The organism is Ruegeria sp. BF6, from assembly GCF_056538665.1.
Genome location: NZ_JBQFTN010000001.1, coordinates 68,927 through 90,339 on the forward strand (window position 1 = coordinate 68,927; position 21,413 = coordinate 90,339).

Below are 21,413 nucleotides of genomic sequence, written 5' to 3' on the forward strand. Positions count from 1 at the left end.
GCCTTTGCTTGCAAACGGCGGGTTCAAAGCATAGGTTCTCGCCAAATTCGCGGAGCCCCTCCGCATCTCCAAACCAAAAGGAATATCCCATGGAAGGTGGCGCAATCGCCCAGTTTCTCCCGCTTATCCTGATCTTTGCGATCATGTATTTCCTGCTGATCCGTCCGCAGCAGAAGAAGATGAAGCAACATCAGGCCATGGTCGAGGCCGTGCGCCGAGGTGATCAGGTCGTCACTCAAGGTGGATTGATCGGCAAGGTGTCGAAGGTCAAGGAAGGCGAGAACGAAATCGAGGTCGAACTGGCCGAGAACGTCAAGGTTCGTGTGGTCAAGTCGACCATCGCTCAGGTTCTGAACAAGACCGAACCGGCAAAGTAACTTCGCGCGACAATTCCTTGAAAAGGCAGGGTAATGCTGCAAATTGATACCTGGAAGCGGGTTCTGATCTGGCTGGTCTGTGTGACCGGTCTGCTGATGGCCCTGCCGAATGCGTTTTATACGCGCGTCGAGCAATCCAACGATGCCAAGGCCGCGATTGAGCTTGGCATCGACACCCCTGAAATGCAGGCGCAGGCGGCGCAGTGGCCGAACTGGCTGCCGTCGTCGCTGGTCAATCTTGGCCTCGACCTGCGCGGCGGGGCGCATCTGCTGGCCGAAGTGAAGGTCGAAGATGTCTACGAATCCCGGATGGAGGCGATGTGGCCCGAGGTGCGCGACGCGCTGCGGGACGAGCGCGCAACCGTCGGCACGATCCGCAAACAGGAATCGGCCCCCGATGAGATTCGCGTTCGCATCAGCCAGCCCGAAGGGATGTCCCGCGCGCTGGAGGTTGTGCGTGGTCTGGCCCGTCAGGTTCAGACGCTGACTGGCGTCGGTGCCACCGATATCGAGGTGCGCGCCGAAGGTGACACTCTTGTCGTGCAACTGTCAGAAGCCGAGAAGCTGGCCTCGGACGACCGCACCGTGCGGCAAGCCCTGGAAATCATCCGCCGCCGGATCGACGAGGTTGGCACCCGCGAGCCTACCATTCAACGCCAGGGCGCGGACCGTATCCTGATCCAGGTTCCGGGTATCGGTAGCGCGGGTGAGTTGAAGGGGATCATCGGCACCACGGCGCAGCTGACCTTCAATCCGGTTGTCGGGCGTGGCACTGACCCGGACGCCGTTCCGGGCATCGGGCAAGAAGTGGTTCCGTCAATAGATGAAAACGGCGTGTACTACATCATCGAATCCGCTCCGGTTGTAACCGGTGAGGAACTGGTGGATGCACAGCCTTCGTTCGACCAGAACGGCCGCCCAGCGGTCAGCTTCCGGTTCAATACATCCGGCGCGCGCAAGTTCGGCGACTACACCCGTGACAATATTGGCGCGCCTTTCGCCATCGTGTTGGATGACGAGGTGATCTCGGCTCCCGTAATTCAGGCGCATATTGCCGGTGGGTCCGGTATCATAACCGGGAACTTCACCGTCGAGGAAAGCACCAATCTGGCTGTTCTTCTGCGTGCCGGTGCTTTGCCTGCCGGGCTGGAGTTCCTTGAAGAACGCACCATCGGCCCCGAGCTGGGGCAGGACAGTATCGACGCGGGCAAGACCGCAACCATAGTGGCCTTTGTCGCGGTTTTGAGCTTCATGGCACTCAGCTATGGTCTTTTCGGCGTGTTCGCCAACATTGCGCTGATCATCAACGTCGGGCTGATCTTTGGCCTGCTGTCGCTGATCGGGGCGACGCTGACCTTGCCGGGTATCGCAGGCATCGTTCTGACGGTGGGTATGGCGGTGGACGCCAATGTGCTGATCTTTGAACGTATTCGCGAGGAACTAAAATCCGCCCGAGGTCCGGCGCGTGCCATCGAGCTGGGTTATGAAAAGGCGCTGTCGGCTATTGTCGACGCCAACGTGACGACGTTCATTACCGCCGTGATCCTGTTTGCCATGGGCAGCGGACCGGTGCGCGGTTTCGCGATCACGCTGGGTCTGGGTATCCTGACCTCGGCCTTCACCGCGATCTTCGTAACCCGCCTGATTGTCGTGATGTGGTTCGAGCGCCGCCGTCCGAAAATGATCGAGGTTTGACATGAGACTGAAACTGGTACCCCAGAACACCTCGTTCGATTTCTTCAGCCGCTGGAAAGTCTGGTTGGGCATCTCGGCCTTGATGATGGTTGTGGCGTTCACGTCCTTCATGCTGCAGGGGCTGAATTTTGGCATCGACTTCCGCGGCGGGACCACGATCCGGACCCAGTCCACGCAAGAGATCGACATCGGCGCCTACCGTGACGCCATCGCGCCGCTGGAACTGGGCGATGTGACGATCACCGAGATTTTCGATCCAACCTTCGGGGCGGACGAAAACGTCGCCATGATCCGAATTCAGGCGCAGGCGGATGCCGAGGCGGTCTCGGCCGCCACCGTCACCGCCGTTGAAGAAGCGCTGAAGGTCGCTGTGCCGGATATCGAATTCGTTTCCGTCGAATCCGTGGGTCCTAAAGTCTCGGGCGAGTTGATCCAAACCGCCGTGATCGCGGTTATGCTCGCCATCGGGGCGGTGTTGGTCTACATCTGGCTGCGCTTTGAATGGCAGTTTGCGTTGGGGGCCGTGGCCGCGCTGGTGCATGACGTGATTCTGACCATCGGGATCTTCTCAGAGCTGCAGATCCGCTTCGATCTTGCCATTATCGCAGCGCTTCTGACCATCGTGGGCTATTCGCTGAACGACACCGTCGTTGTTTTTGACCGCGTTCGTGAAAACTTGCGGAAGTACAAAAAGAAGGACCTAAAAGAGGTTCTCAACATCTCGATCAACGAAACGCTCAGCCGGACAGTGATGACCTCGGTTACCACGCTGCTGGCGCTGATTTCGCTCTATGTGCTGGGCGGCGACGTGATCCGTGGCTTTGTCTTCGCGATGATCTGGGGTGTAATCGTGGGGACCTATTCCTCGGTCTTCGTGGCTTCGACCATCCTGTTGTGGCTGGGGGTCAAACGCGACTGGTCCAAGCCTTCCAGTACGGCGGGCAATCAATTTGCCAACATCGACGCCTGAACTTTTCGGCCAGTCCCCAACGGGGCTGGCCATTATCCTTTGCGCCGCCTTCCTCAGCGGGGTCGTGCGCGGATTCTCGGGCTTTGGCACCGCGCTTATTTTCTTACCTGTCGCTACGCCTTTTCTTGGTCCATTTGGCGCCCTGATAGGCTTGACCATCATGGATATTTTTGGCCCGTTGCCGAACCTGCGCAGAGCATGGAAAACCGTACATCGCATGGATCTGGTGCGATTGTTGGCGGGGTGCGCGCTTATGCTTCCTGTGGGGTTATGGCTGTTGACCATGGTCGAGCCCGAGGTATTTCGCTATACCGTCAGCCTGTTGGCGCTTTTCATGCTGGCTGTGTTGATTCTCGGTTTGCGGTACCACGGCCATGTCGGTAGGGGCATGGTCACGGGCATCGGCGCAGCGGCTGGGTTTCTGGGTGGCGTGGCGGGCTTGCCCGGCCCGGCGGTGATCCTGTTCTACATGTCGCGCCCCGTTCCCGTCGAGGTGATCCGCGCCACGATCCTATTGTTCCTGTTTGGGTTCGACTTTCTCATACTTGGTTTTCTGACTGGGATGGAGCGCGTGACCTGGGCGGCAGTTGCACTGGGGCTTGTGTTGGCGGTGCCGAATCTGTTTGGCAATTGGCTGGGCGGTTGGTTGTTCCGACCCGCCTATGAAAAACTCTATCGCGCTGCGGCCTATTTGGCGATCGCGGTTGCGGCCTTGTCGGGGCTGCCGCTTTGGGGCTAGAAGGTGCCCATGCGCCTGAATGAGATCACCTATAACAACGCTGTTCCGGTTGATGGCTATGGCCCCGGCTTTTTCCGCATTGGCGGGCAGGTTTACAATGGATCTGTTCTGACGGGGCCGGTCGGAACCGCAGACTGGGGCGGATACACGGATGATGCGCCGCTGCTGGCGTTGTCAGAGGCGGTGGACGTTCTGTTCATCGGCACCGGAGAAACGCTGACGCATATCCCGTCCAGCCTGCGTGCGGCGCTTGAGGACGCGGGAATGGGGGTGGAGATCATGAACTCCCCGGCCGCTTGCCGCACTTACAACGTGCTGCTGTCCGAAGGCCGACGTGTTGCATTGGCGTTGTTGCCGGTCTGACCCTGCCGCAGAGCCTGCGGCAAATCTTGCCTTTTGCCTCTGTCAGCAATCAGATAAGCGGAACCCATGACACTGACTGTGACCGATCTGGCCATCGCCCGCGGCGGCGTTCCTGTCCTTGAGGGGGTGAGCTTTGCGCTGCAACCGGGCAAGGCGCTGATTCTGCGCGGGCCGAACGGAATCGGCAAAACAACATTGCTGCGCACGCTGGCCGGGTTGCAGCCGCCGCTGGCCGGGCAGATTGACGGGGCCGAGGATCAGATCGCCTACGCCTCACATTCCGACGGGCTGAAGCCGACCCTGACGGTGGCGGAGAATCTGACCTTCTGGGCTTCGGTTTTTGGTACCCCTGAGATTCAACCTGCGCTGGACGCCTTTGCGCTGAACGAACTGTCGGATCGCCACGCAGGCAACCTGTCGGCAGGGCAGAAACGGCGGTTGGGGCTGGCGCGGATGCTGGTTACCGGGCGACCGATCTGGATGCTGGACGAACCCACCGTGTCGCTAGACAAAAACGCCGTGCAGATGTTCGCCGATGCCGTGCAGGCGCATCTGGGGCAGGGGGGCTCGGCCCTGATCGCCACTCATATCGACCTCGGCCTGGATGGCGAGGTTTTGGACGTCGGCCCCAACAAGGCGAAACCCAAACCCATCGAAGATTTCGACGGAGGCTTCCTGTGATCGCTCTGTTGCTGCGTGACCTGAAACTGGCCTTCCGCGCGGGCGGGGGCTTTGGTCTTGGTCTGGCGTTCTTTCTAATCGTGACTGTTCTGGTGCCGTTTTCGGTGGGGCCGCAATCTTCGCTGTTGTCCACTATCGCCCCAGGCATCCTGTGGCTGGGCGCGCTGCTGGCCTGTCTGCTGTCGCTGGATCGCCTGTTGGCACTGGATTGGGAAGACGGTTCGCTGGACCTGTTGGCCACCGCGCCGCTGCCGCTGGAATCGGTGGTTTCGATCAAGGCACTGGCCCATTGGCTGACCACCGGTCTGCCGCTGGTTCTGGCCGCGCCGTTTCTGGGGGTGCTGCTGAACTTGCCAGTGCCTGGGTTTTTCTGGCTGGTGATTTCTCTCCTGATAGGCACTCCGGCCATGAGCGTCATCGGCACCTTCGGCGCGGCCCTGACCGTGGGCTTGAAACGCGGCGGGCTGCTGCTGTCACTGCTGGTATTGCCACTTTACGTGCCGACCCTGATCTTCGGTGCCGAAGTTGCGCGCCGTGGGGCAACGGGGATGGAGACTCAAACGCCACTGCTGATGCTGGCGGGGATCACGGCGGCCACGATTGCCCTTTTGCCCTTTGCCAGCGCAGCCGTCTTGCGCATCAACCTTCGGTGACGCGTTCAAACTTTGACCAATGTCAATTGAGAACGCACCCGACTCGGACTAGATAAGGCCCATGTCTATCGCAGCCAAAGCCAACGCCCTCTGGGAATACGCCAACCCGCGCAAGTTCCTTGCCACCAGCGAACGGGTGATGCCGTTTTTCTGGGTGACCTCGCTTGCGTGCATCGTGGTCGGACTGGTCTGGGGGTTCTTCTTCACGCCGGATGATTACAAGCAGGGGTCTACCGTCAAGATCATTTACCTGCACGTGCCCGCGGCGCTGATGGCGATCAATTGCTGGCTGATGATGCTGGCAACCTCGCTGGTCTGGCTGGTGCGGCGTCACCATGTCAGCGCGCTGGCCGCCCGTGCGGCGGCCCCCATTGGCATTGTCATGACGCTGATCGCACTGGCGACCGGGGCAATCTGGGGCCAGCCGATGTGGGGCACATGGTGGGCCTGGGATCCGCGCCTGACCTCGTTCCTGATCCTGTTCCTGTTCTATCTGGGCTATGTTGCCCTTTGGGAAGCCATCGAAGACCCCGATACAGCTGCTGATCTGACCTCGGTCCTTTGTCTTGTTGGCTCGGTCTTTGCGCTCCTCAGCCGCTATGCGGTGAATTTCTGGAATCAGGGCTTGCATCAAGGCGCGTCGGTAATGCGCGCGGCGGCTGTGACCGGGGCTGATACCGAAGAGAAAGTCAGCAACATCTATTTCTACCCGCTGCTGCTGTGCATCGTCGGGTTCGTGCTTCTGTTCATCGCGCTGGTTCTGTATCGCACCGGCACGGAAATCCGGGCGCGCCGGATCAAGGCGCTTTTGGCGCGGGAGAGGGTAAACGGATGATCCCTGATCTTGGAAAGTATGCAGATACGGTTCTGTGGTCCTATGCGGCCTCGATTGCACTGCTGGCGCTGCTGATCGTGTTCAGCATTGCACGCGGGCGAAAGGTTCGGGCCGAAATGGAGAAGGTCGAACAAAGGATGACGCGCAATGGCTAAGATCTCGCCCCTGATGATTGCGCCTCCGGTGATTTTCGGCCTGTTCGCGGTCGCGGCATTGGTGCAATTGCAAGATGGGTCAGATGATACTCTGCCATCGGCCCGTCAGGGCCAGCCTGCGCCGCCTGTTGTTTTGACCGAGTTTCCGGGCAAGACTATGTTCGATGATGCGACCCTGCGCGATGGCGAGGTCAAGCTGGTCAACTATTGGGCCAGCTGGTGCGCGCCCTGCCGCGCTGAACATCCGAACCTAGAGGCGTTGTCCCAGGAGGGCATTCCCGTCTACGGCATTAACTACAAGGATTCACTGGACAATGCCGAAGCGTTCCTTACTGATCTTGGCGACCCGTACGAAGCCATCGGACGGGATGAGCAAGGACGCATGGCGCTGGACTGGGGTCTGTATGGGGTGCCCGAAACCTACGTGATCGATGGCGAAGGCACGATCATCTTGCGATTTGCCGGGCCGATCACCCAGCGCGTGATCGAAAGCACCATCCGGCCCGCGCTAGAGAAAGCAGGTCAGTAAATCGGACCGTTACTAAGCTGAGCGTGCCTGCTGCACGCGCATTGTTTCTGGACGGTAGCAAGGATCGATACGAACCGATCAAAAGCCCCGGCTCATCGTCCGGGGCTATGATTTTTTAACCAGTTTTTGCCAGGTTTCTCAGCACGTATTGCAGAACGCCGCCGTTCTCGATGTATTCGATCTCGGGTGCGGTATCGATGCGGCACTTGAGGAGGATAGTCGTCTCGGCGCCGTCGGCATAGGTGATGGTGCAGGGCACCTCTTGCAGCGGTTCGACCGAGTCGAGGCCGTGGATCGAGACGGTCTCATCCCCCTTTAGCCCCAGCGATTTGCGATTGTCGCCACCAGTGAATTCAAACGGGATCACCCCCATGCCGACCAGGTTCGAGCGATGGATACGCTCAAAGCTCTCGGCGATCACGGCCTTCACGCCCAGCAACGCGGTGCCTTTGGCGGCCCAGTCACGGGACGAGCCTGCGCCGTATTGCTCACCGCCAAACACCACCAGCGGCGTACCCTGCGCCTGATAGTCCATCGACGCGTCATATATCGAGGTCTGCTCGCCATCCGGCCCCTTGGTATAGCCACCCTCGACGCCGTCCAGCATCTCGTTCTTGATGCGGATATTGGCGAAGGTGCCGCGCATCATAACCTCGTGGTTGCCCCGGCGCGAGCCGTAGGAGTTGAACTCGCGTGGTTGCACCTGACGGTCCATCAGGTACTTGCCCGCAGGCGAGGTGGTCGCAAAGGACCCGGCGGGCGAGATGTGGTCGGTGGTGACCATATCGCCCAGAATGGCAAGAACCTTGGCGCCTTCGATATTCGAGATCGTGCCCGGCTCAGGCCCCATGCCTTGAAAATAGGGCGGATTCTGGATGTAGGTAGAAGTAGGCGGCCAGTCATAAGTTTCCTGTTGCGGAACCTCGACCTCTCGCCATTTCTCGTCGCCCTTGAAGACATCGGCATATTTCGACTGGAAGGCGTCACGAGTGACGGTCTGTTCGACCAGTTCCGCAATCTCGCTTTGGGTCGGCCAGATGTCCTTCATGAAGACGTCATTGCCATTCTTGTCTTGACCAATCGGTTCCGAGGTCAGGTCAATGTCCATGGTGCCGGCCAGCGCGTAGACGACCACCAGCGGCGGCGACGCCAGATAGTTTGCGCGCACGTCCGGGGAAATACGGCCTTCGAAGTTGCGGTTGCCTGACAGGACCGATGTGGCGACCAGATCGCCCTCGGCAATCGCTTCGCTGATTTCTTTCTGAAGCGGGCCCGAATTGCCGATACAGGTGGTGCAACCATAGCCGACAAGGTTGAAGCCGATGGCGTCCAGATGTTGCTGCAGGCCAGCCGCCTCGAGGTACTCTGACACGACCTGCGAGCCAGGGGCCAGAGATGTTTTAACCCACGGCTGACGGTTCAGGCCCAGCTCATGCGCTTTTTTCGCCACCAGACCGGCGCCGATCATCACGTAAGGGTTCGAGGTGTTGGTGCAAGAAGTGATCGACGCGATCACGACCTTGCCCGACTCCATGCCGTATTCTTCACCTTTGACTTCGACCTGCTTACCCATCGGGCGTTTGAAGGTTTTCTCCATCTCGTTCAGGAAGGCCGCCTTTGCGTCAGTCAGGGCAACATAGTCCTGAGGGCGTTTCGGACCCGAGATCGCGGGCACGATAGTGCCCATGTCCAGCGACAGTGTGTCGGTGTAGATGGGCGCATAGTTCTCATCGCGCCAGAAGCCGTTCTCCTTGGCATAAACTTCGACCAATGCCAGACGATCCTCATCACGTCCGGTATTGCGCATGTAGCGCAGTGTCTCACCGTCGATCGGGAAGAAGCCACATGTCGCGCCGTATTCGGGGGCCATGTTGGCGATGGTCGCGCGGTCGGCGAGCGGCAGGCGGTCCAGACCTTCGCCGAAAAACTCGACGAACTTCCCAACTACACCCTTTTCGCGCAGCATCTCGACCACTTTTAGAACCAGATCAGTTCCGGTGGTTCCTTCGACCATAGAGCCGGTCAGCTCAAAGCCCACGACCTCGGGGATAAGCATCGAGATCGGCTGACCCAGCATTGCGGCTTCAGCCTCGATTCCGCCCACGCCCCAGCCCAGAACGGCCATGCCGTTGACCATGGTGGTATGGCTGTCGGTGCCGACCAGCGTGTCGGGGTAGGCGACCTCTTCGCCGTTCTGATCAGTGTCGGTCCAGACTGTCTGGGCTAGATATTCAAGGTTAACTTGGTGGCAGATACCGGTGCCGGGGGGGACAACGCGGAAGTTGTTGAACGCCGACTGGCCCCATTTCAGGAACTGGTACCGCTCCATGTTCCGCTCATATTCCCGATCCACATTCATCTGGAAGGCGCGCGGATTACCAAATTCGTCGATCATCACCGAGTGGTCGATGACCAGATCCACCGGGTTCAACGGATTAATCTTTTGCGCGTCACCACCCAACCCCTTGATCCCATCCCGCATTGCAGCCAGATCGACCACTGCGGGAACGCCGGTAAAATCCTGCATCAGCACGCGTGTTGGTCGATAGGCGATCTCGCGCGGGTTCTTGCCACCATTGACTGCCCATTCGCCGAACGCCTTGATGTCATCGACCGAGACGGAAAAGCCGTCATCCTCAAACCGGAGCATATTTTCCAGCACTACTTTCAACGCGGCAGGGAGTTTCGAAAAATCGCCCAATCCGGCTTCTTGCGCGGCGGGAATCGAATAATAAGAAATGGATTTGCCATTCACGTTCAGGTTGCGGCGTGTCTTGGCGGTATCCTGTCCGACTGTTATGGGCATGTGTTGGCTCCCTCTCAAATGACTTGGGTAACGGGGTTCGCTAATAGCAATCTTTATTACCTTTCGCCCCGGTTCAAGGACCAAGACGCGCAAATGCGGTTTGGTGCCACCGCTTCATGCACCGGTGAAGGGAGGGGCGGTTTCAAGAAACCTTGATTGGAGGGTGAGGTCCAAAGAGTTTAAACCATTCAGGTGCCTTATCGGTCGCAAACAGAAGAATAATCAGCCTGAGGTCAAACATGCTTAGATCCGCCGTCATTGCCGCCGCGCTTTCTCTTGCTCTTTCTGTGCCAGCGGCGGCTGACAACAACCCCGTGGTGGTCGAGTTGTTTACTTCGCAGGGCTGTTCGTCCTGTCCTCCGGCCGACCGGCTGATGCATGACCTTGCCAAACGCGATGATGTGATCGGTCTGGCCTTGCATGTGGACTATTGGGATTACATCGGTTGGGAGGACGAATACGCCAACCCCAATCACACCCAACGCCAGCGAGCTTATGCGCGTCAGGGCGGGCGCTCGATGATCTATACGCCGCAGATGGTGATAAACGGCCAGCATGACGTGGTCGGCGCGCAATCGCGCGAGCTGGAGCGTTTGATCAAGGCGCATCTGACGGCCGCACCCGAGGCAGAAGTTGTGGCAACCCGGTCGGGCGATGAGGTGACCATCAATGTCACCCCGGTCGAGTTGTCCGCAGGTGAGGCGTTTGATGTTAGGGTCGTACAATACTCCCCGATGCGCCACGCTTCGATCCGGCGAGGAGAACTGGCCGGGCATGAGCTGGACTATGCCAATGTCGTGGAGTCCTGGCAGTTGGCCGGGCAGTGGGACGGGGCCGCGCCGCAACAGTTTTCCGCTGAGTTGCCCTCGGACCTTCCGACGGTTGTTCTGGTGCAGAGGATCGAACACGGCCCGATCGTTGCTGCCGCCAGGGTCAAATGATCAGGGCATGTCCTCGGGCTGCACGCCCAGCCCGTTCCAGGCTTTCCAGCGCCTGTGAATCCAGAACCACTGACCCATATGCTGCCGGACCACGGCCTCTAGGTCATCATTGGTGAACTGGGTCATGGTTTTCGGATCGGTATGCGGAACGGGATCGTGCAGCACGATCTCAAAATCAATGCCATTGGGCTGGCGAATAGCGTAGCAGGGGATCAGCTCGGCCTTGTATTTCATCGCTAGCTCTGCGTTCAGAACCGAAGTGACTGCGGGTTTTCCGAAAAACGTCAGTTCCTCTCCGCCATGGGCATGAAGGTCCGAGACGATGGCGATGATGCCGCTTTTCTTTAGCGAACGTACCATTTCAACCATGCCGCGACGGCCCTGTTCGAACATGGGTGCGCCGGTTTTGTAGAACGCATCCACATAAGCTTCGTTGAAATACGGGTTTGCCATACGGCGATACAGGCACCCGATCGGCTTGCCGCTGCGGGCCTGAAGGGCAATGCGGGCGGCCAGGTAGTGGCCGAAATGCGCCGTAATCATCATCACCGGGCGTCCCTCGGCCACGGCCGCGTCAAAGGCGGCAACACCGGGGCCAGAGATTTTGGCAGTGCTCTGACGCTCGGTGAATCCTTCGGGCGAGAAATGCTCCATGATCGCGCGGCCCGCATTGTCGGGAACGGCGCGGCAGATGCGCTTTACCTCGGCGTCCGACAGGTCGGGGCAAGTCAGTTTAAGGTTCCTGCGCACGCGCTCGGTAAACCCGACCAGCGGAGCAAGGCCGCGTACGATGGTCCCCATCGTTGCGATGCGCCATTCATAGGGCAGCAAGCGCATCGCGCCGATCACGCCTTTCAGAAACAGACCGGTGACATAATACTTTCGAAGTGCCCCGCGGCTTAGTTCCGACTTTTCGACGGGCATAATCTGGTCTCACCGGCTGTTGCGAATTGCCGGGTCAGACATACAAGGCACATTCCCTGACCACAAGCGTTCCAATGGCTTGAGCCGTTCGCCTAGTCTTCACTTTCTTCTTCGATCAGCGTTATTGTCCCTCCATCCACAAGGGCACGGATTGCGCCCACGATCTTCGCCATCGCTTCTTCGGCGTCGGATTGCTTGACCTTTCCACCTTCCGAGACCTCTTCACGCAGGTTATCTGCCATCCGCGTGGACATGTTGGACAACATGAATTCGGCCGCGGTCTTGTCGTCATCCACCACAGCGCCTGCCAGTGCGGTGACCAGATCGACCTGATCAACTCCGCGCAGAATCGCGGGGACGTCGCGGGGTAGGATCCGGGATGGAATATGCGCAAAAGTAAAGATCGAACGGCGCACGACGCTGGCGAAATCCGAATCCTCCTCGTCCAGCGCGGTGAGCAGACCGTCCCGGGTGGATGCCGCCGATTGGTTCAGGATCGCACCCACCCTTGCGCCAGGACCATCCGAAAAGGCCTGAGACGGGCGCTGATCCAATTGCGCCGCCAGCGACCAGCCGATCCGCTCGACCGCTTCGGGGGTGACATTAGCGGTTTTCGAGATTGCATAGGTGATCCGTCGTGCGACCGGGCCGGGTAGGTGACCCAATAGTTGTGCGGCCTTCGCGGTCTCCAGTTTGGACAGCATCACGGCGGCAATCTCGGTGCTTTCCGCCTGCGCTATCACTGCGAGTTCCTCGGTAGGGATTTCACGCAGGCGCTGCCACGGATCACCGATTTGGCGCACCCCGGCAACTTTGCGCAGCCGCGCCGCCGTGGCCGAACCAATCTTACCATCCACCGCATCTAGCGCCCCCGCCAGACCATGCGGGAAGGACAGGCCGACGCTGTCCAGCGCCTCGGCAAATTCCTGTGCCACGGCATCCAGAGTGATGCGATCGACAAGACCCATCCGACCCAGTTGATGAGTCAGTTTCTCCTGCAGATCATCGGGAAGCTCTTCCAGCGGGATGTCAGCACCTTCATTCAGCAAAAGTCTCACAACGATGGCGGCCTTCTGCCGGTTGCTGAGGGCACGGGGAACGACACGCGGCGCTCCGTCCTTCTGATCTGCTACCGAAGCCGCCCCCGGTGCCACCTGTACTAAAGTGTTCGTATCCTGCATCTGCCTGCGGTGCCAAAGTTGCGTTCTACAGGCAGAGTACGGAGAGTCGGGTAAAGAAAGACTGAAGTTTAGTAGTTATAAGTCAGCCCGGTTCGGATCGCCTCGCGTAGGGACGCCTCGGCCCAGGTGCCTTCACCACCACGCGCCTTAATCTCGCGCCACTGCTCGATGGCCAGATCGGTCTTCCCCTCGGTCACAAATCCCTGACCCATATAGCTGCGGGCAAGGATGTTGTCGGGGTTAGACTCGATGGCGTTGGTGTAGAAGATATTGGCCAGCTCAAGCTCGCCCATCTTGCGGTAGGTGAAACCCCAATAGGTCAGTACACGATCGTCGTCCTGATCCATGATACGCAGAATGTCCTGCGCATTCTCGAACTGTCCATCATAGGCCAACTCGCGTACCGCGTCGTACAGCTCATCCTGGGTGAAGTTGGTCTTGTTCGGTTTGACGCAGCGCCCTGCATCTTTGTCATAGACGCGGCCGAACAGGCATTTCTTTGTCGTGTTGGTCGGTTTTGGCGGGGTGGTGGCACCGCCACCGCCGGCCGCATACAGGGCCGGTGTGAAGGCAAAGGTCTGAAGGGCAATAGCTGAAACTAATACGAGGCGCATTTTCCTACTCCGTTCTTAAAGCTGCTCTGATCAAGCATAGCGCGATCTGATAAAAAGCTAACAATCGGCTGCTCGCTTTTATTCACAGGTAGGAAAGAATTTCTCAGCTGTTGACGATTTCTTCGCAGTTCTGAGAGTCTGCGTCCCAATAAGTGCCCGGTGCGCAGGATTGGGTTTGTTTAGAATGGCCACTGCAGGCCAGAGCGACGGATGCGGAACATCCAAAGACCAAAGCGCAGATAAGCGTGCGGATCATGTTGTTTCTCCTGTTCGGAAATACCCGCGCACTATAGACGATTTTGCCCGTGTTGGCAAAAGACAAAGGCCCGGATCGCATCGTGCAACCCGGGCCTCTTTGAACCGCTTGGTCGGTCAGGAATTATTCGCCGAAGACGCGGGCGAAAATCGTGTCGACGTGCTTGGTGTGATAGCCGAGGTCGAATTTCTCTTCGATCTCTTCGGGGCTCAGCGCAGCAGTTACGTCGGCGTCCGCCAGCAATTCCTCTTTGAAATCGGTGCGGTGTTCCCAAACCTTCAGCGCGTTGCGCTGAACCATGGCATAGGCATCTTCGCGGCTGACACCAGCTTGGGTCAGCGCCAGAAGCACCCGCTGGCTCATGACCAAACCGGGGAACTTGTTCATGTTCTCGATCATGTTCTCGGGGAAGATCAGCATCTTGTCGATCACACCGGTCAGACGGGCCAGCGCAAAATCCAGCGTGATCGTGGCATCCGGCCCGATCATGCGTTCGACCGAGGAATGCGAGATATCGCGCTCGTGCCAGAGAGCTACATTCTCCATCGCCGGGATCACCGCTGCACGCACCATACGTGCCAGACCGGTCAGGTTCTCGGTCAGCACCGGGTTTTTCTTGTGCGGCATCGCCGAGGAGCCCTTTTGACCCATCGAGAAGAACTCGGCCCCTTCCAGCACCTCGGTCCGCTGCATGTGGCGGATTTCGATGGCGACGTTTTCGATGCTGCTGGCGATGACGCCCAGCGTGGCGAAAAACGCGGCGTGGCGGTCGCGCGGGATGACCTGCGTGCTGATCGGCTCGGGCACCAGACCCAGCTTGTCGCAGACATGTTCCTCGACCTGAGGGTCGATATTGGCAAAGGTGCCGACCGCGCCGCTGATCGCGCCGGTGGCGATCTCGGCACGCGCATCGCGCATCCGGGACAGGTTGCGGTCCATCTCGGCGTAGAAGCGGGCAAAGGTCAGGCCCATTGTGGTTGGCTCGGCGTGGATGCCGTGGCTGCGACCGATGCGGACGGTGTCCTTGTGTTCAATCGCGCGGCGCTTCAGAGCGGCCAGCAGACCTTCAAGATCGGCGATCAGCAGGTCTGCGGCACGGGTGAGCTGCACATTGAAGCAGGTGTCCAAAACGTCCGAGCTGGTCATGCCCTGGTGGACAAAACGGGCCTCTTCACTGCCGACATGTTCGGCCAAGTGAGTGAGGAAGGCGATGACGTCGTGTTTGGTGACGGCTTCGATTTCATCAATACGCGCCACGTCGAATTCCACGTCCTTGGCTTTCCACACGGTCTCGGCATTTTCACGCGGGATCACGCCCAGATCGGCCATGGCGTCGCAGGCGTGGGCTTCGATCTCGTACCAGATGCGGAACTTGGATTCGGGCGACCAGATGGCGACCATATCAGGGCGGGAATAACGTGGGATCATTGGCGGCTGCACCTTATCGTAATTTGGCAGGAGGCGATGCCGCGGGGTTTAAACGCACCCGCACAAGGGAACAAGACACGAGTGCGCAGATGAGACGGTTTGCCCTGATTTTGACGCTTTCAATCGAGCTTTTGGCCGTCCGGGGACGTCAACTGACCAAAAATAGAATTCCAGAGAGCTGGTAGAAAAACTGGTATTAAGGCAGGTCGTTTTGCGCGGCTGTGGGTGCCAGATGAGTTTCGGCTCTCTTCCCGAGACACCGAGGGATTCAGGTCCGAGTATGAGAGGCTGGACAAGCCCGGCCAGAAGCGGGCAATCTGATGTCAATGAAATCATCAGGTTATTGAGATATGCGTTTTTTTTCTGGCTCTTCCTTGGCTGCGTGCGCCGCCCTTTGGCTTGGGGTTGCGGCACCGGCCTCGGCGGACACCCCGATCACCTATACCGATGCTGGGCGCGCGTTGTTCAGTTTAGCGGTACCCGACTTCTGGGCTGTGCGCACTGGCGGCCCGCGCGAGATCGAGGACACCGAACTGGGGGACCCGCGTGCCGTAGCGCGCGTTATGGGTTTGCGGCCGGTGACAGATGACAATGTCTGGATGGGGTTCGTCTCTCCGGCGGGCGTCGCTTCGATTGAGGGCGGTTTGCGGTATCTGGAGGACATCGACAAGTTTCTGGTCAATGAGCCGACGGTCTCAAGCACCACCGACACTCGGATTGGCGGGTTGCCTGCGCGTGTGATCCGCGGCACCGGCATCCGGGACGGGCGCGGCATCAACTTCACGGCTACTGTGATCGACCTGCCAAAGGGGCGCGTGGCCGTTGTCGTGGCGATCCTGCGCGACGGTGCCGATCCAGCCTATGCCGACGTTCTGAACGATGTTTTCGCGTCGTTCCGTGCATTGCAGTAAGGAGAGGCGCTGATGACCACCAAACCGATCAAACGCCTGTTTCTTGCGCTGGGTCTTGGAGCCGCGAGTTTTTCCCTGTCGGCCTGTGATGGTGTCACGGTTGGGGTCGGGTATGGTTATGACCCGTTCTATGACTCGATGCTGTGGAACGACTATTACCACGATGTAGATGTGGATATTGATATCGACAGACCGGTACGACCGAACCCGCCCGGGGCTAAGCCACCGGTGCGGCCTAAACCGCCGATCGCCAAACCTCCAGCCCGACCGCGCCCCCCTGTGGCGCGTCCACCGGTTGCGCGACCGCCCGTTGCTCGGCCGCCCATTCATCGCCCGTCGCCGCGTCGATAGCGTTTTCGGGTCAGGCCAGCAATTCCGTTGTGATATGGGCTGATCCTTCCAGCGTTCTGTGAACGGGGCATTTGTCTGCGATTTCCAGCAGCCGCGCGCGCTGTGCCTGATCCAACGGGCCTTCAAGCCGGATTTTGCGGCGGAATTGGTCGATCTTGCCGTCTCCGGCCAATCCGGCATCCTGCCCGTGTACCTTGTTGTGGCAGACATCGACAGTGATGCCCGTCAGAGGCCACTGCTTGCGCCGCGCATACATGCGGATCGTCATCGACGTACAAGCCCCCAAACCCGAAGATACGAACCCGTAAGGCGACATACCTTTGTCGGTTCCGCCATACGAGGCAGGCTCATCCGCCACCGCGTGGTGTCGCGGGCCGGACTGGATGTCCTGCAGGAACCCCGAAGGATCAACCTCGGTCACGCGCACCACGCCCTCGGGCGCGCCGGGGGGCGGTGCGGGTGGGCTGAGGGGAATATAGCGCGTCACCCATGCTGCAATCACATCGGCTGCGTATTCAGCGTCCGAGGCGCGGGTGATCAGGTGATCGGCATCGTCCAAGGTGACAAAGCTCTTGGGGTGTTTGGCGGCAAGAAAGATGGTGCTGGCATTGTCGATGCTGACGGTTTCGTCGCGCGGTGCGTGCAGGATCAGCAGCGCCGCTTTCAGGTCGGCAATCGCCTGGGTCAGAGCGGATTCCGAAATGTCGTCGACAAAGGCCTTGCCAATGCGAAAGGGGCGGCCCCCCAGCATGACCTCGGCCGATCCATCCTGTTCGATCTGGGGCAGGGCGCCCTCGAAATGATGGGCGACATGGCCGGGATCGGCGGGCGCGCCGAGCGTGACCACCGCCTTGACGCTGGGGATACCGGCCCGGGCGCGCAGGACCGCGGCCCCACCAAGGGAATGGCCGATCAGCAGGGCCGGGGCCATGTCGCGCCCGGCCAGATAATGCGCGGCGGCAATCAGGTCTTCGACATTCGAGGTAAAGGTGGTGTTGGCGAACTCTCCGCCTGAATGCCCGAGCCCGGTGAAATCAAAACGTAAAACGGCAATACCCATCGCGGCAAGCCGGGCGGCGATGCGACGAGCGGCCGGGATATCCTTGGAGCAGGTAAAGCAATGCGCAAACAACGCGGTTGCCAGCACCGGCCCATCGGGCAGATCAAGGCGTGCAGCCAACTGGTTGCCGTCGTGACCGGCAAAGGTAATGCGTTCGGTGGGCATGGTTATTCCTTACGTGTCGGGATGAACCCAATACTGTGTACTTCGATCTGGCGGCTCAACCCCAATGTAAGACGCGTCACGGGAAGGTGAGTGAGGAGTATATGAATTAGTGGATTTGACGCTTCGCTGAGGAGGTTCAATGTTTGTGATGAAAGATCCATCAAATATTCGTTTTAACTATTCATCATGAACCCGCATGTATTAGCCACCGCAAGTTTTCAGCCAAGGAGGCTAACATGGCACATACCGCATCTGCCCCGCGTGGCGCAGTTTTTCGCCCCGACCTTTTGATCGTCATCGTCCTGACCGGAGTCCTGGGATTCACGCTGGGTCAGAACTGGCCGACGGCACCAACCACAGCCGAAGCCACCATCCCGTCTGAGGACTGGCACGGAAACGTGCGCCGCTCAACCTGGCCGGATTGAGGCTTTACACCTGTCCCATCAGCTGCGGATCGAACGGATAGGTCGTGAGGTTCTCATACCCATCCTCGGTGATCAAAACCTGATCCTCAAGCTTGATCGAGAAGTCGCCGCCAACCTCTCCGACGGCGGCTTCGACACACAGGACCATGCCGGGCTCGAGCGGATAATCGTAAGAGCCCGCCACCGCCTTATCCGGATAAGCGACCAGCGGCCATTCATCACACAGGCCGACGCCGTGCATCAGGCAGCCATATTTCTGCACCTGAAACTTGTCGTCCAGTTTATGTGCGTTGGCGGTCAGTTCAGGGATCATCACGCCGGGTTTCAACATCTCCATATTGGTCATGATGTGTTCATGGGCGTGCTGCATGGCATAGACCATGTCGGGGCGAGGTTTCTGATCCCCGATCCACCATGTGCGAGAGATGTCGATGCAGATGCCGTAAGATCCGATCAGGTCGGTATCAAAAGCGATGATCTCATTCTTCTGCGTGATCCGAGGCCCGCATTCTTGAAACCACGGGTTGGTGCGCTGCCCCGAGGCCAGCAGGCGGGTTTCGATCCATTCTCCGCCGCGGCGGATGTTCTCGGCATGAAGAACTGCCCAAATATCATCTTCCGAGGTCTTGCCGTCGCCCACTTTGGCGCGGGCAAACTTCTCCATCTCGGCCACGGCGGTTTCGCAGGCGTGATTTGCGCAGCGCATCGCCAGAATCTCATCCGGGCCCTTGATGGCGCGGGTTTTTTCGGTGACCTCTTCGCCCTCCATGATCTCGAACCCCTGCGCCTCCAATGCGCGCAAGCCGTGCAGCATGATCTTGTCGACGGCCAGACGTTTGTTGTCGCCGCCATGTTCCTCGATCAGCAGCCGCACTTCGTTCGAGAACGCATCGGCTGCCACATCCACCTTGTCGCCCCTGTCGAAGTAAAACAGATCCGCGCCTGACCGCTGTTCGCGGACCAACGGGTTGAATTTGGACAGGAAGGGTGAGTTCTTATAGTCCCAGATGACCATATAGCCATCAGCACACAGCAACACTGCGCGGAACGGGTTATGAGTGTTCCACAGCTGCATGTTTGTACTGTCGGTGGCGTAACGGATGTTGAGAGGATCAAACATCAACAACCCGCCAAAGCCCCGGTCAACGATGGCCCTGGTCAGGCGTTTCCACCGGTGTTCCCGCATCCGGGCCAGGTCGGGCAGAGCCAGCCCGGCGGCCTCCCATTCCGCAAAGGCCAACTGTGTCGGACCGATCTCGATCCGGTCGTTGTCGTTTGGGGTCCCATCGCCCAGTGTTGTGCCCTTGGTCGGGTCGATTTTGCGGTTGTCGCGGTAATGCCGGTTCATGGTGGGTCTCCCTGCCTGAGTTTTAGCGTGAAGAATCATTTCCCAAGCGTCTTGAAGGTTTGCGACGGCGCATCCGTCGCTTTTGGGCCGACAATCGGGTGAACAGGTGTTAGGTCGATGTCATGACGATCCTGCAGACCTCAATCCCTTATGACCCGTTAATGCCGCGCCCGTTGCCGGGAATCCAACCGGCAAGCATGGACGACTGGCTGCATTGCGATGATGCGTTTGCCGGGCAGATGCAGCGGCGCGAGGCGCTTTTGAAGAAGCGGCGACCGGATGTTCTTGCGCTGGACCCCGCAGCTGAACCTGCGGCGCAGGAACTTTTGGACCTGGTTCTGGAGCACGCCTATCCTGGCAGTACAGATCAGGTTTTCCGTCCGGACGGGCAGGTCGTCGAAATCGACCACACACGCCCGCTGGATACGTTGTGTCGTCTGGTTCAGGAGGATTTCTGCATCCTGCAAAAGCACCGGGATGAACACGTCCTGACCGGTGCCATTCTGTGTTTTCCCGCCAGTTGGTGCTTGTCGGAAAAGTTCATGCGACCATTGATCGATATTCACATCCCGGTGTCCGGCTACGACGCCAATATTGCGCGGCGGGTGCAGCGCCTGTTTGACGGGATACAACCGGGGCGGCCGCTCTGGCGGTTCAATGCTTTGTGGTATGAAGATGCCGAACTGCACCAACCCCGCAGCGCCAATGATCGGCGCGAGGTTGGCGATCCGGGGGCTGCCCGGTTCCTGCGCAGCGAACGTCAGACATTGTTGCGCCTGCCGGAAACGCGGGCGGTGGTATTTACGATACATACCTACGTGTTGGAGGCGCAGCGCCTGTACAAAACGGAAAACCCCGCCTGATGGCGGGGCCTCCTAGGAGGGTATTGAAGTTGAGTTCTACATGCCCAACGCATTGGCGACACCAGCGAAAGCTCCGCTTGTGCTGAGAGCGGAGATTGCGACGGTGTAGGCAAGAACCTGAGTGTTCAGGCGAAAATCTTCGCCCCTGATCAGGTTCACCGCGGCCACAGAGACCGCAATGGGTACTGACACGCTGGCCACGGCCCCGGTCAATCCCCAACTGGATAGTCGAAGGATATCACTGGGTTTTTCGTGGTCGAGGGGTCGCGTGTCCTTGTCCCCATCAGTAGGCTGCTCGTTAGTATCTGTCCGAAAAGCGATGCTGAGCAACTGCTCATCAGACAGCTGGATCGGCCGGGCTGCTGGTGTCAGCGCCTTTTTTTGTGGCTCTTCCAGGTTCTCTTCGTCAGATATGTTCAGCCCCGCGAACGGGCCTGTCACTGCCTCGAAAATCTGTTTTCTGTTTCGTTGTTTTGAAGGCGCCAAAGTGTCGAAAGCGCTCATGAATTGTTCAACGGTCAGAATGGTGTTGGGTGACAGCCACTCGACACGCTGCGTCGCGCAGATGTCAACCATCCGATACAGGACGACCACCAGCATGAGCTCGGAGATTTCGCTGTCATCCAACAACGGAGATACCGGTGAAAGCGTGATCGTCAGCCGGTTCTTCGGCAGTGTCACGACTGGTCTGTTCACTGTCTTTAGCCCCGCAGCACGGTCCAAGCGCCCGAACCGGTCTTCTGCGGCGACCACCTGAGTGTCCAACGTGAGGCGAACCAAATACTGGCTGGATACGATGCTGGCCTCGGTCTCGCTCAGCACGTTTTTGCGTTCGACCAAGTGGCCATAGTCTCCCAAAGTCGTTGCAACGATGGCGCCGAAACGCTCAATCGCGCCCTCGGTTTCCCCGTTGAACTGAAGACCGCCGTGATAGCTGTGCTGCGAAGTCACCACGCATTCCTTTGTCGTATCTTGTCCTGAGAAACAGGTTAACAACGGATCTGGGGCAGAATTTGGCGAAAATGGAAAAAAAAGAAAAATCAGAAGGATTGATTACTCTTTGGAAACCTAGACATTTTAGCGGCCACTTAAGATCTGTGGCAATAATGTGGCCGGATTGCGGTGGCTTGGCGTTGGAAAATG

At 59.0% G+C, this 21,413-nt stretch carries 24 protein-coding genes; 15 read left to right on the plus strand and 9 right to left on the minus strand.

Annotated elements, in window-relative coordinates; all coding sequences use genetic code 11:
• The first annotated feature begins 89 nt into the window (after positions 1 to 89).
• The 10 genes from yajC to ACR0IM_RS00365 all read left to right on the plus strand — a co-directional run bounded on the left by yajC (position 90) and on the right by ACR0IM_RS00365 (position 6,997).
• A complete protein-coding gene (gene yajC / locus ACR0IM_RS00320) occupies positions 90 to 377 on the plus strand; it encodes a preprotein translocase subunit YajC (RefSeq protein WP_170399935.1) in 288 nt (95 codons plus the stop codon).
• Between the two features lie 33 nt (positions 378 to 410).
• Positions 411 to 2,072: a protein translocase subunit SecD gene (gene secD, locus ACR0IM_RS00325; RefSeq protein ID WP_480593327.1), complete on the plus strand. Its 1,662-nt coding sequence runs from the start codon at positions 411 to 413 to the stop codon at positions 2,070 to 2,072.
• A 1-nt stretch (position 2,073) separates the two neighbouring features.
• Complete coding sequence (secF, locus tag ACR0IM_RS00330; RefSeq protein WP_480593329.1) at positions 2,074 to 3,042, plus strand: protein translocase subunit SecF; 969 nt, start codon at positions 2,074 to 2,076, stop codon at positions 3,040 to 3,042.
• Entirely contained in the window at positions 3,023 to 3,781 is a 759-nt protein-coding gene (locus tag ACR0IM_RS00335; protein WP_480640078.1) for a TSUP family transporter, read from the plus strand. Before secF ends, ACR0IM_RS00335 begins: the two co-directional genes overlap by 20 nt.
• 9 nt (positions 3,782 to 3,790) lie before the next feature.
• Complete coding sequence (locus ACR0IM_RS00340) at positions 3,791 to 4,144, plus strand: Mth938-like domain-containing protein (protein ID WP_480640080.1); 354 nt, start codon at positions 3,791 to 3,793, stop codon at positions 4,142 to 4,144.
• A gap of 66 nt (positions 4,145 to 4,210) precedes the next feature.
• A complete protein-coding gene (gene ccmA, locus ACR0IM_RS00345) occupies positions 4,211 to 4,825 on the plus strand; it encodes a heme ABC exporter ATP-binding protein CcmA (RefSeq protein ID WP_480680513.1) in 615 nt (204 codons plus the stop codon).
• A complete protein-coding gene (gene ccmB / locus ACR0IM_RS00350) occupies positions 4,822 to 5,478 on the plus strand; it encodes a heme exporter protein CcmB (RefSeq protein ID WP_170399925.1) in 657 nt (218 codons plus the stop codon). The genes ccmA and ccmB overlap by 4 nt, the downstream gene beginning before the upstream one ends.
• A gap of 61 nt (positions 5,479 to 5,539) precedes the next feature.
• Complete coding sequence (locus tag ACR0IM_RS00355; RefSeq protein ID WP_480593337.1) at positions 5,540 to 6,313, plus strand: heme ABC transporter permease; 774 nt, start codon at positions 5,540 to 5,542, stop codon at positions 6,311 to 6,313.
• Positions 6,310 to 6,468 carry a heme exporter protein CcmD gene (gene ccmD, locus ACR0IM_RS00360; protein ID WP_480593339.1) on the plus strand — a complete coding sequence of 53 codons (159 nt, stop codon included), beginning with the start codon at positions 6,310 to 6,312 and terminating at the stop codon, positions 6,466 to 6,468. Before ACR0IM_RS00355 ends, ccmD begins: the two co-directional genes overlap by 4 nt.
• Positions 6,461 to 6,997, plus strand: coding sequence for a DsbE family thiol:disulfide interchange protein (locus ACR0IM_RS00365; protein WP_480680514.1), 537 nt, complete (start codon positions 6,461 to 6,463; stop codon positions 6,995 to 6,997). Before ccmD ends, ACR0IM_RS00365 begins: the two co-directional genes overlap by 8 nt.
• 115 nt (positions 6,998 to 7,112) lie before the next feature.
• On the opposite strand, the gene acnA is transcribed toward ACR0IM_RS00365, so the two are convergent.
• On the minus strand, positions 7,113 to 9,803 hold the full coding sequence (acnA, locus tag ACR0IM_RS00370; RefSeq protein ID WP_480680515.1) for an aconitate hydratase AcnA: 2,691 nt from the start codon (positions 9,801 to 9,803) through the stop codon (positions 7,113 to 7,115).
• 239 nt (positions 9,804 to 10,042) lie between these two features.
• On the opposite strand from acnA, the gene ACR0IM_RS00375 reads away from it, so the two are divergent.
• Positions 10,043 to 10,744, plus strand: coding sequence for a DUF1223 domain-containing protein (locus tag ACR0IM_RS00375; RefSeq protein WP_480640087.1), 702 nt, complete (start codon positions 10,043 to 10,045; stop codon positions 10,742 to 10,744).
• Here ACR0IM_RS00375 and ACR0IM_RS00380 read toward each other — a convergent pair whose 3' ends face one another.
• From ACR0IM_RS00380 to purB, 5 genes are all read right to left on the minus strand, one after another.
• Positions 10,745 to 11,668 (minus strand): lysophospholipid acyltransferase family protein, encoded by a 924-nt coding sequence (locus ACR0IM_RS00380; protein WP_480680516.1) that lies wholly within the window; start codon positions 11,666 to 11,668, stop codon positions 10,745 to 10,747.
• Positions 11,669 to 11,760: 92 nt separating this feature from the next.
• A complete protein-coding gene (locus ACR0IM_RS00385) occupies positions 11,761 to 12,849 on the minus strand; it encodes a flagellar motor switch protein FliG (protein WP_480593349.1) in 1,089 nt (362 codons plus the stop codon).
• Positions 12,850 to 12,917: 68 nt separating this feature from the next.
• The gene (locus tag ACR0IM_RS00390) at positions 12,918 to 13,463 is read right to left on the minus strand and encodes a tetratricopeptide repeat protein (protein ID WP_480593351.1); all 546 of its coding nucleotides are present in this window, start codon (positions 13,461 to 13,463) and stop codon (positions 12,918 to 12,920) included.
• Between the two features lie 103 nt (positions 13,464 to 13,566).
• Complete coding sequence (locus ACR0IM_RS00395) at positions 13,567 to 13,719, minus strand: chitin-binding domain-containing protein (RefSeq protein ID WP_480680517.1); 153 nt, start codon at positions 13,717 to 13,719, stop codon at positions 13,567 to 13,569.
• Between the two features lie 123 nt (positions 13,720 to 13,842).
• Complete coding sequence (purB, locus tag ACR0IM_RS00400) at positions 13,843 to 15,147, minus strand: adenylosuccinate lyase (protein ID WP_480680518.1); 1,305 nt, start codon at positions 15,145 to 15,147, stop codon at positions 13,843 to 13,845.
• Positions 15,148 to 15,497: 350 nt separating this feature from the next.
• On the opposite strand from purB, the gene ACR0IM_RS00405 reads away from it, so the two are divergent.
• Together ACR0IM_RS00405 and ACR0IM_RS00410 are read left to right on the plus strand one after the other, a co-directional pair.
• Positions 15,498 to 16,058, plus strand: a complete 561-nt coding sequence (locus ACR0IM_RS00405; RefSeq protein ID WP_480593355.1) for a hypothetical protein — start codon at positions 15,498 to 15,500, stop codon at positions 16,056 to 16,058.
• A gap of 12 nt (positions 16,059 to 16,070) precedes the next feature.
• A complete protein-coding gene (locus ACR0IM_RS00410) occupies positions 16,071 to 16,409 on the plus strand; it encodes a hypothetical protein (protein ID WP_480640097.1) in 339 nt (112 codons plus the stop codon).
• Between the two features lie 10 nt (positions 16,410 to 16,419).
• On the opposite strand, the gene ACR0IM_RS00415 is transcribed toward ACR0IM_RS00410, so the two are convergent.
• Entirely contained in the window at positions 16,420 to 17,634 is a 1,215-nt protein-coding gene (locus ACR0IM_RS00415; RefSeq protein ID WP_480593359.1) for a bifunctional alpha/beta hydrolase/OsmC family protein, read from the minus strand.
• Between the two features lie 236 nt (positions 17,635 to 17,870).
• Here ACR0IM_RS00415 and ACR0IM_RS00420 point away from each other — a divergent pair, with 236 nt between their 5' ends.
• Entirely contained in the window at positions 17,871 to 18,059 is a 189-nt protein-coding gene (locus ACR0IM_RS00420; protein WP_480640101.1) for a hypothetical protein, read from the plus strand.
• A 4-nt stretch (positions 18,060 to 18,063) separates the two neighbouring features.
• Here ACR0IM_RS00420 and dddP read toward each other — a convergent pair whose 3' ends face one another.
• The gene (dddP, locus tag ACR0IM_RS00425; RefSeq protein ID WP_480680519.1) at positions 18,064 to 19,407 is read right to left on the minus strand and encodes a dimethylsulfonioproprionate lyase DddP; all 1,344 of its coding nucleotides are present in this window, start codon (positions 19,405 to 19,407) and stop codon (positions 18,064 to 18,066) included.
• 122 nt (positions 19,408 to 19,529) lie between these two features.
• Between dddP and ACR0IM_RS00430 the strand changes: the two genes are divergently transcribed.
• Positions 19,530 to 20,270 carry a heme-dependent oxidative N-demethylase family protein gene (locus tag ACR0IM_RS00430; RefSeq protein ID WP_480680520.1) on the plus strand — a complete coding sequence of 247 codons (741 nt, stop codon included), beginning with the start codon at positions 19,530 to 19,532 and terminating at the stop codon, positions 20,268 to 20,270.
• A gap of 36 nt (positions 20,271 to 20,306) precedes the next feature.
• On the opposite strand, the gene ACR0IM_RS00435 is transcribed toward ACR0IM_RS00430, so the two are convergent.
• Positions 20,307 to 21,221 (minus strand): hypothetical protein, encoded by a 915-nt coding sequence (locus tag ACR0IM_RS00435; protein ID WP_480640107.1) that lies wholly within the window; start codon positions 21,219 to 21,221, stop codon positions 20,307 to 20,309.
• Positions 21,222 to 21,413 lie beyond the last annotated feature (192 nt).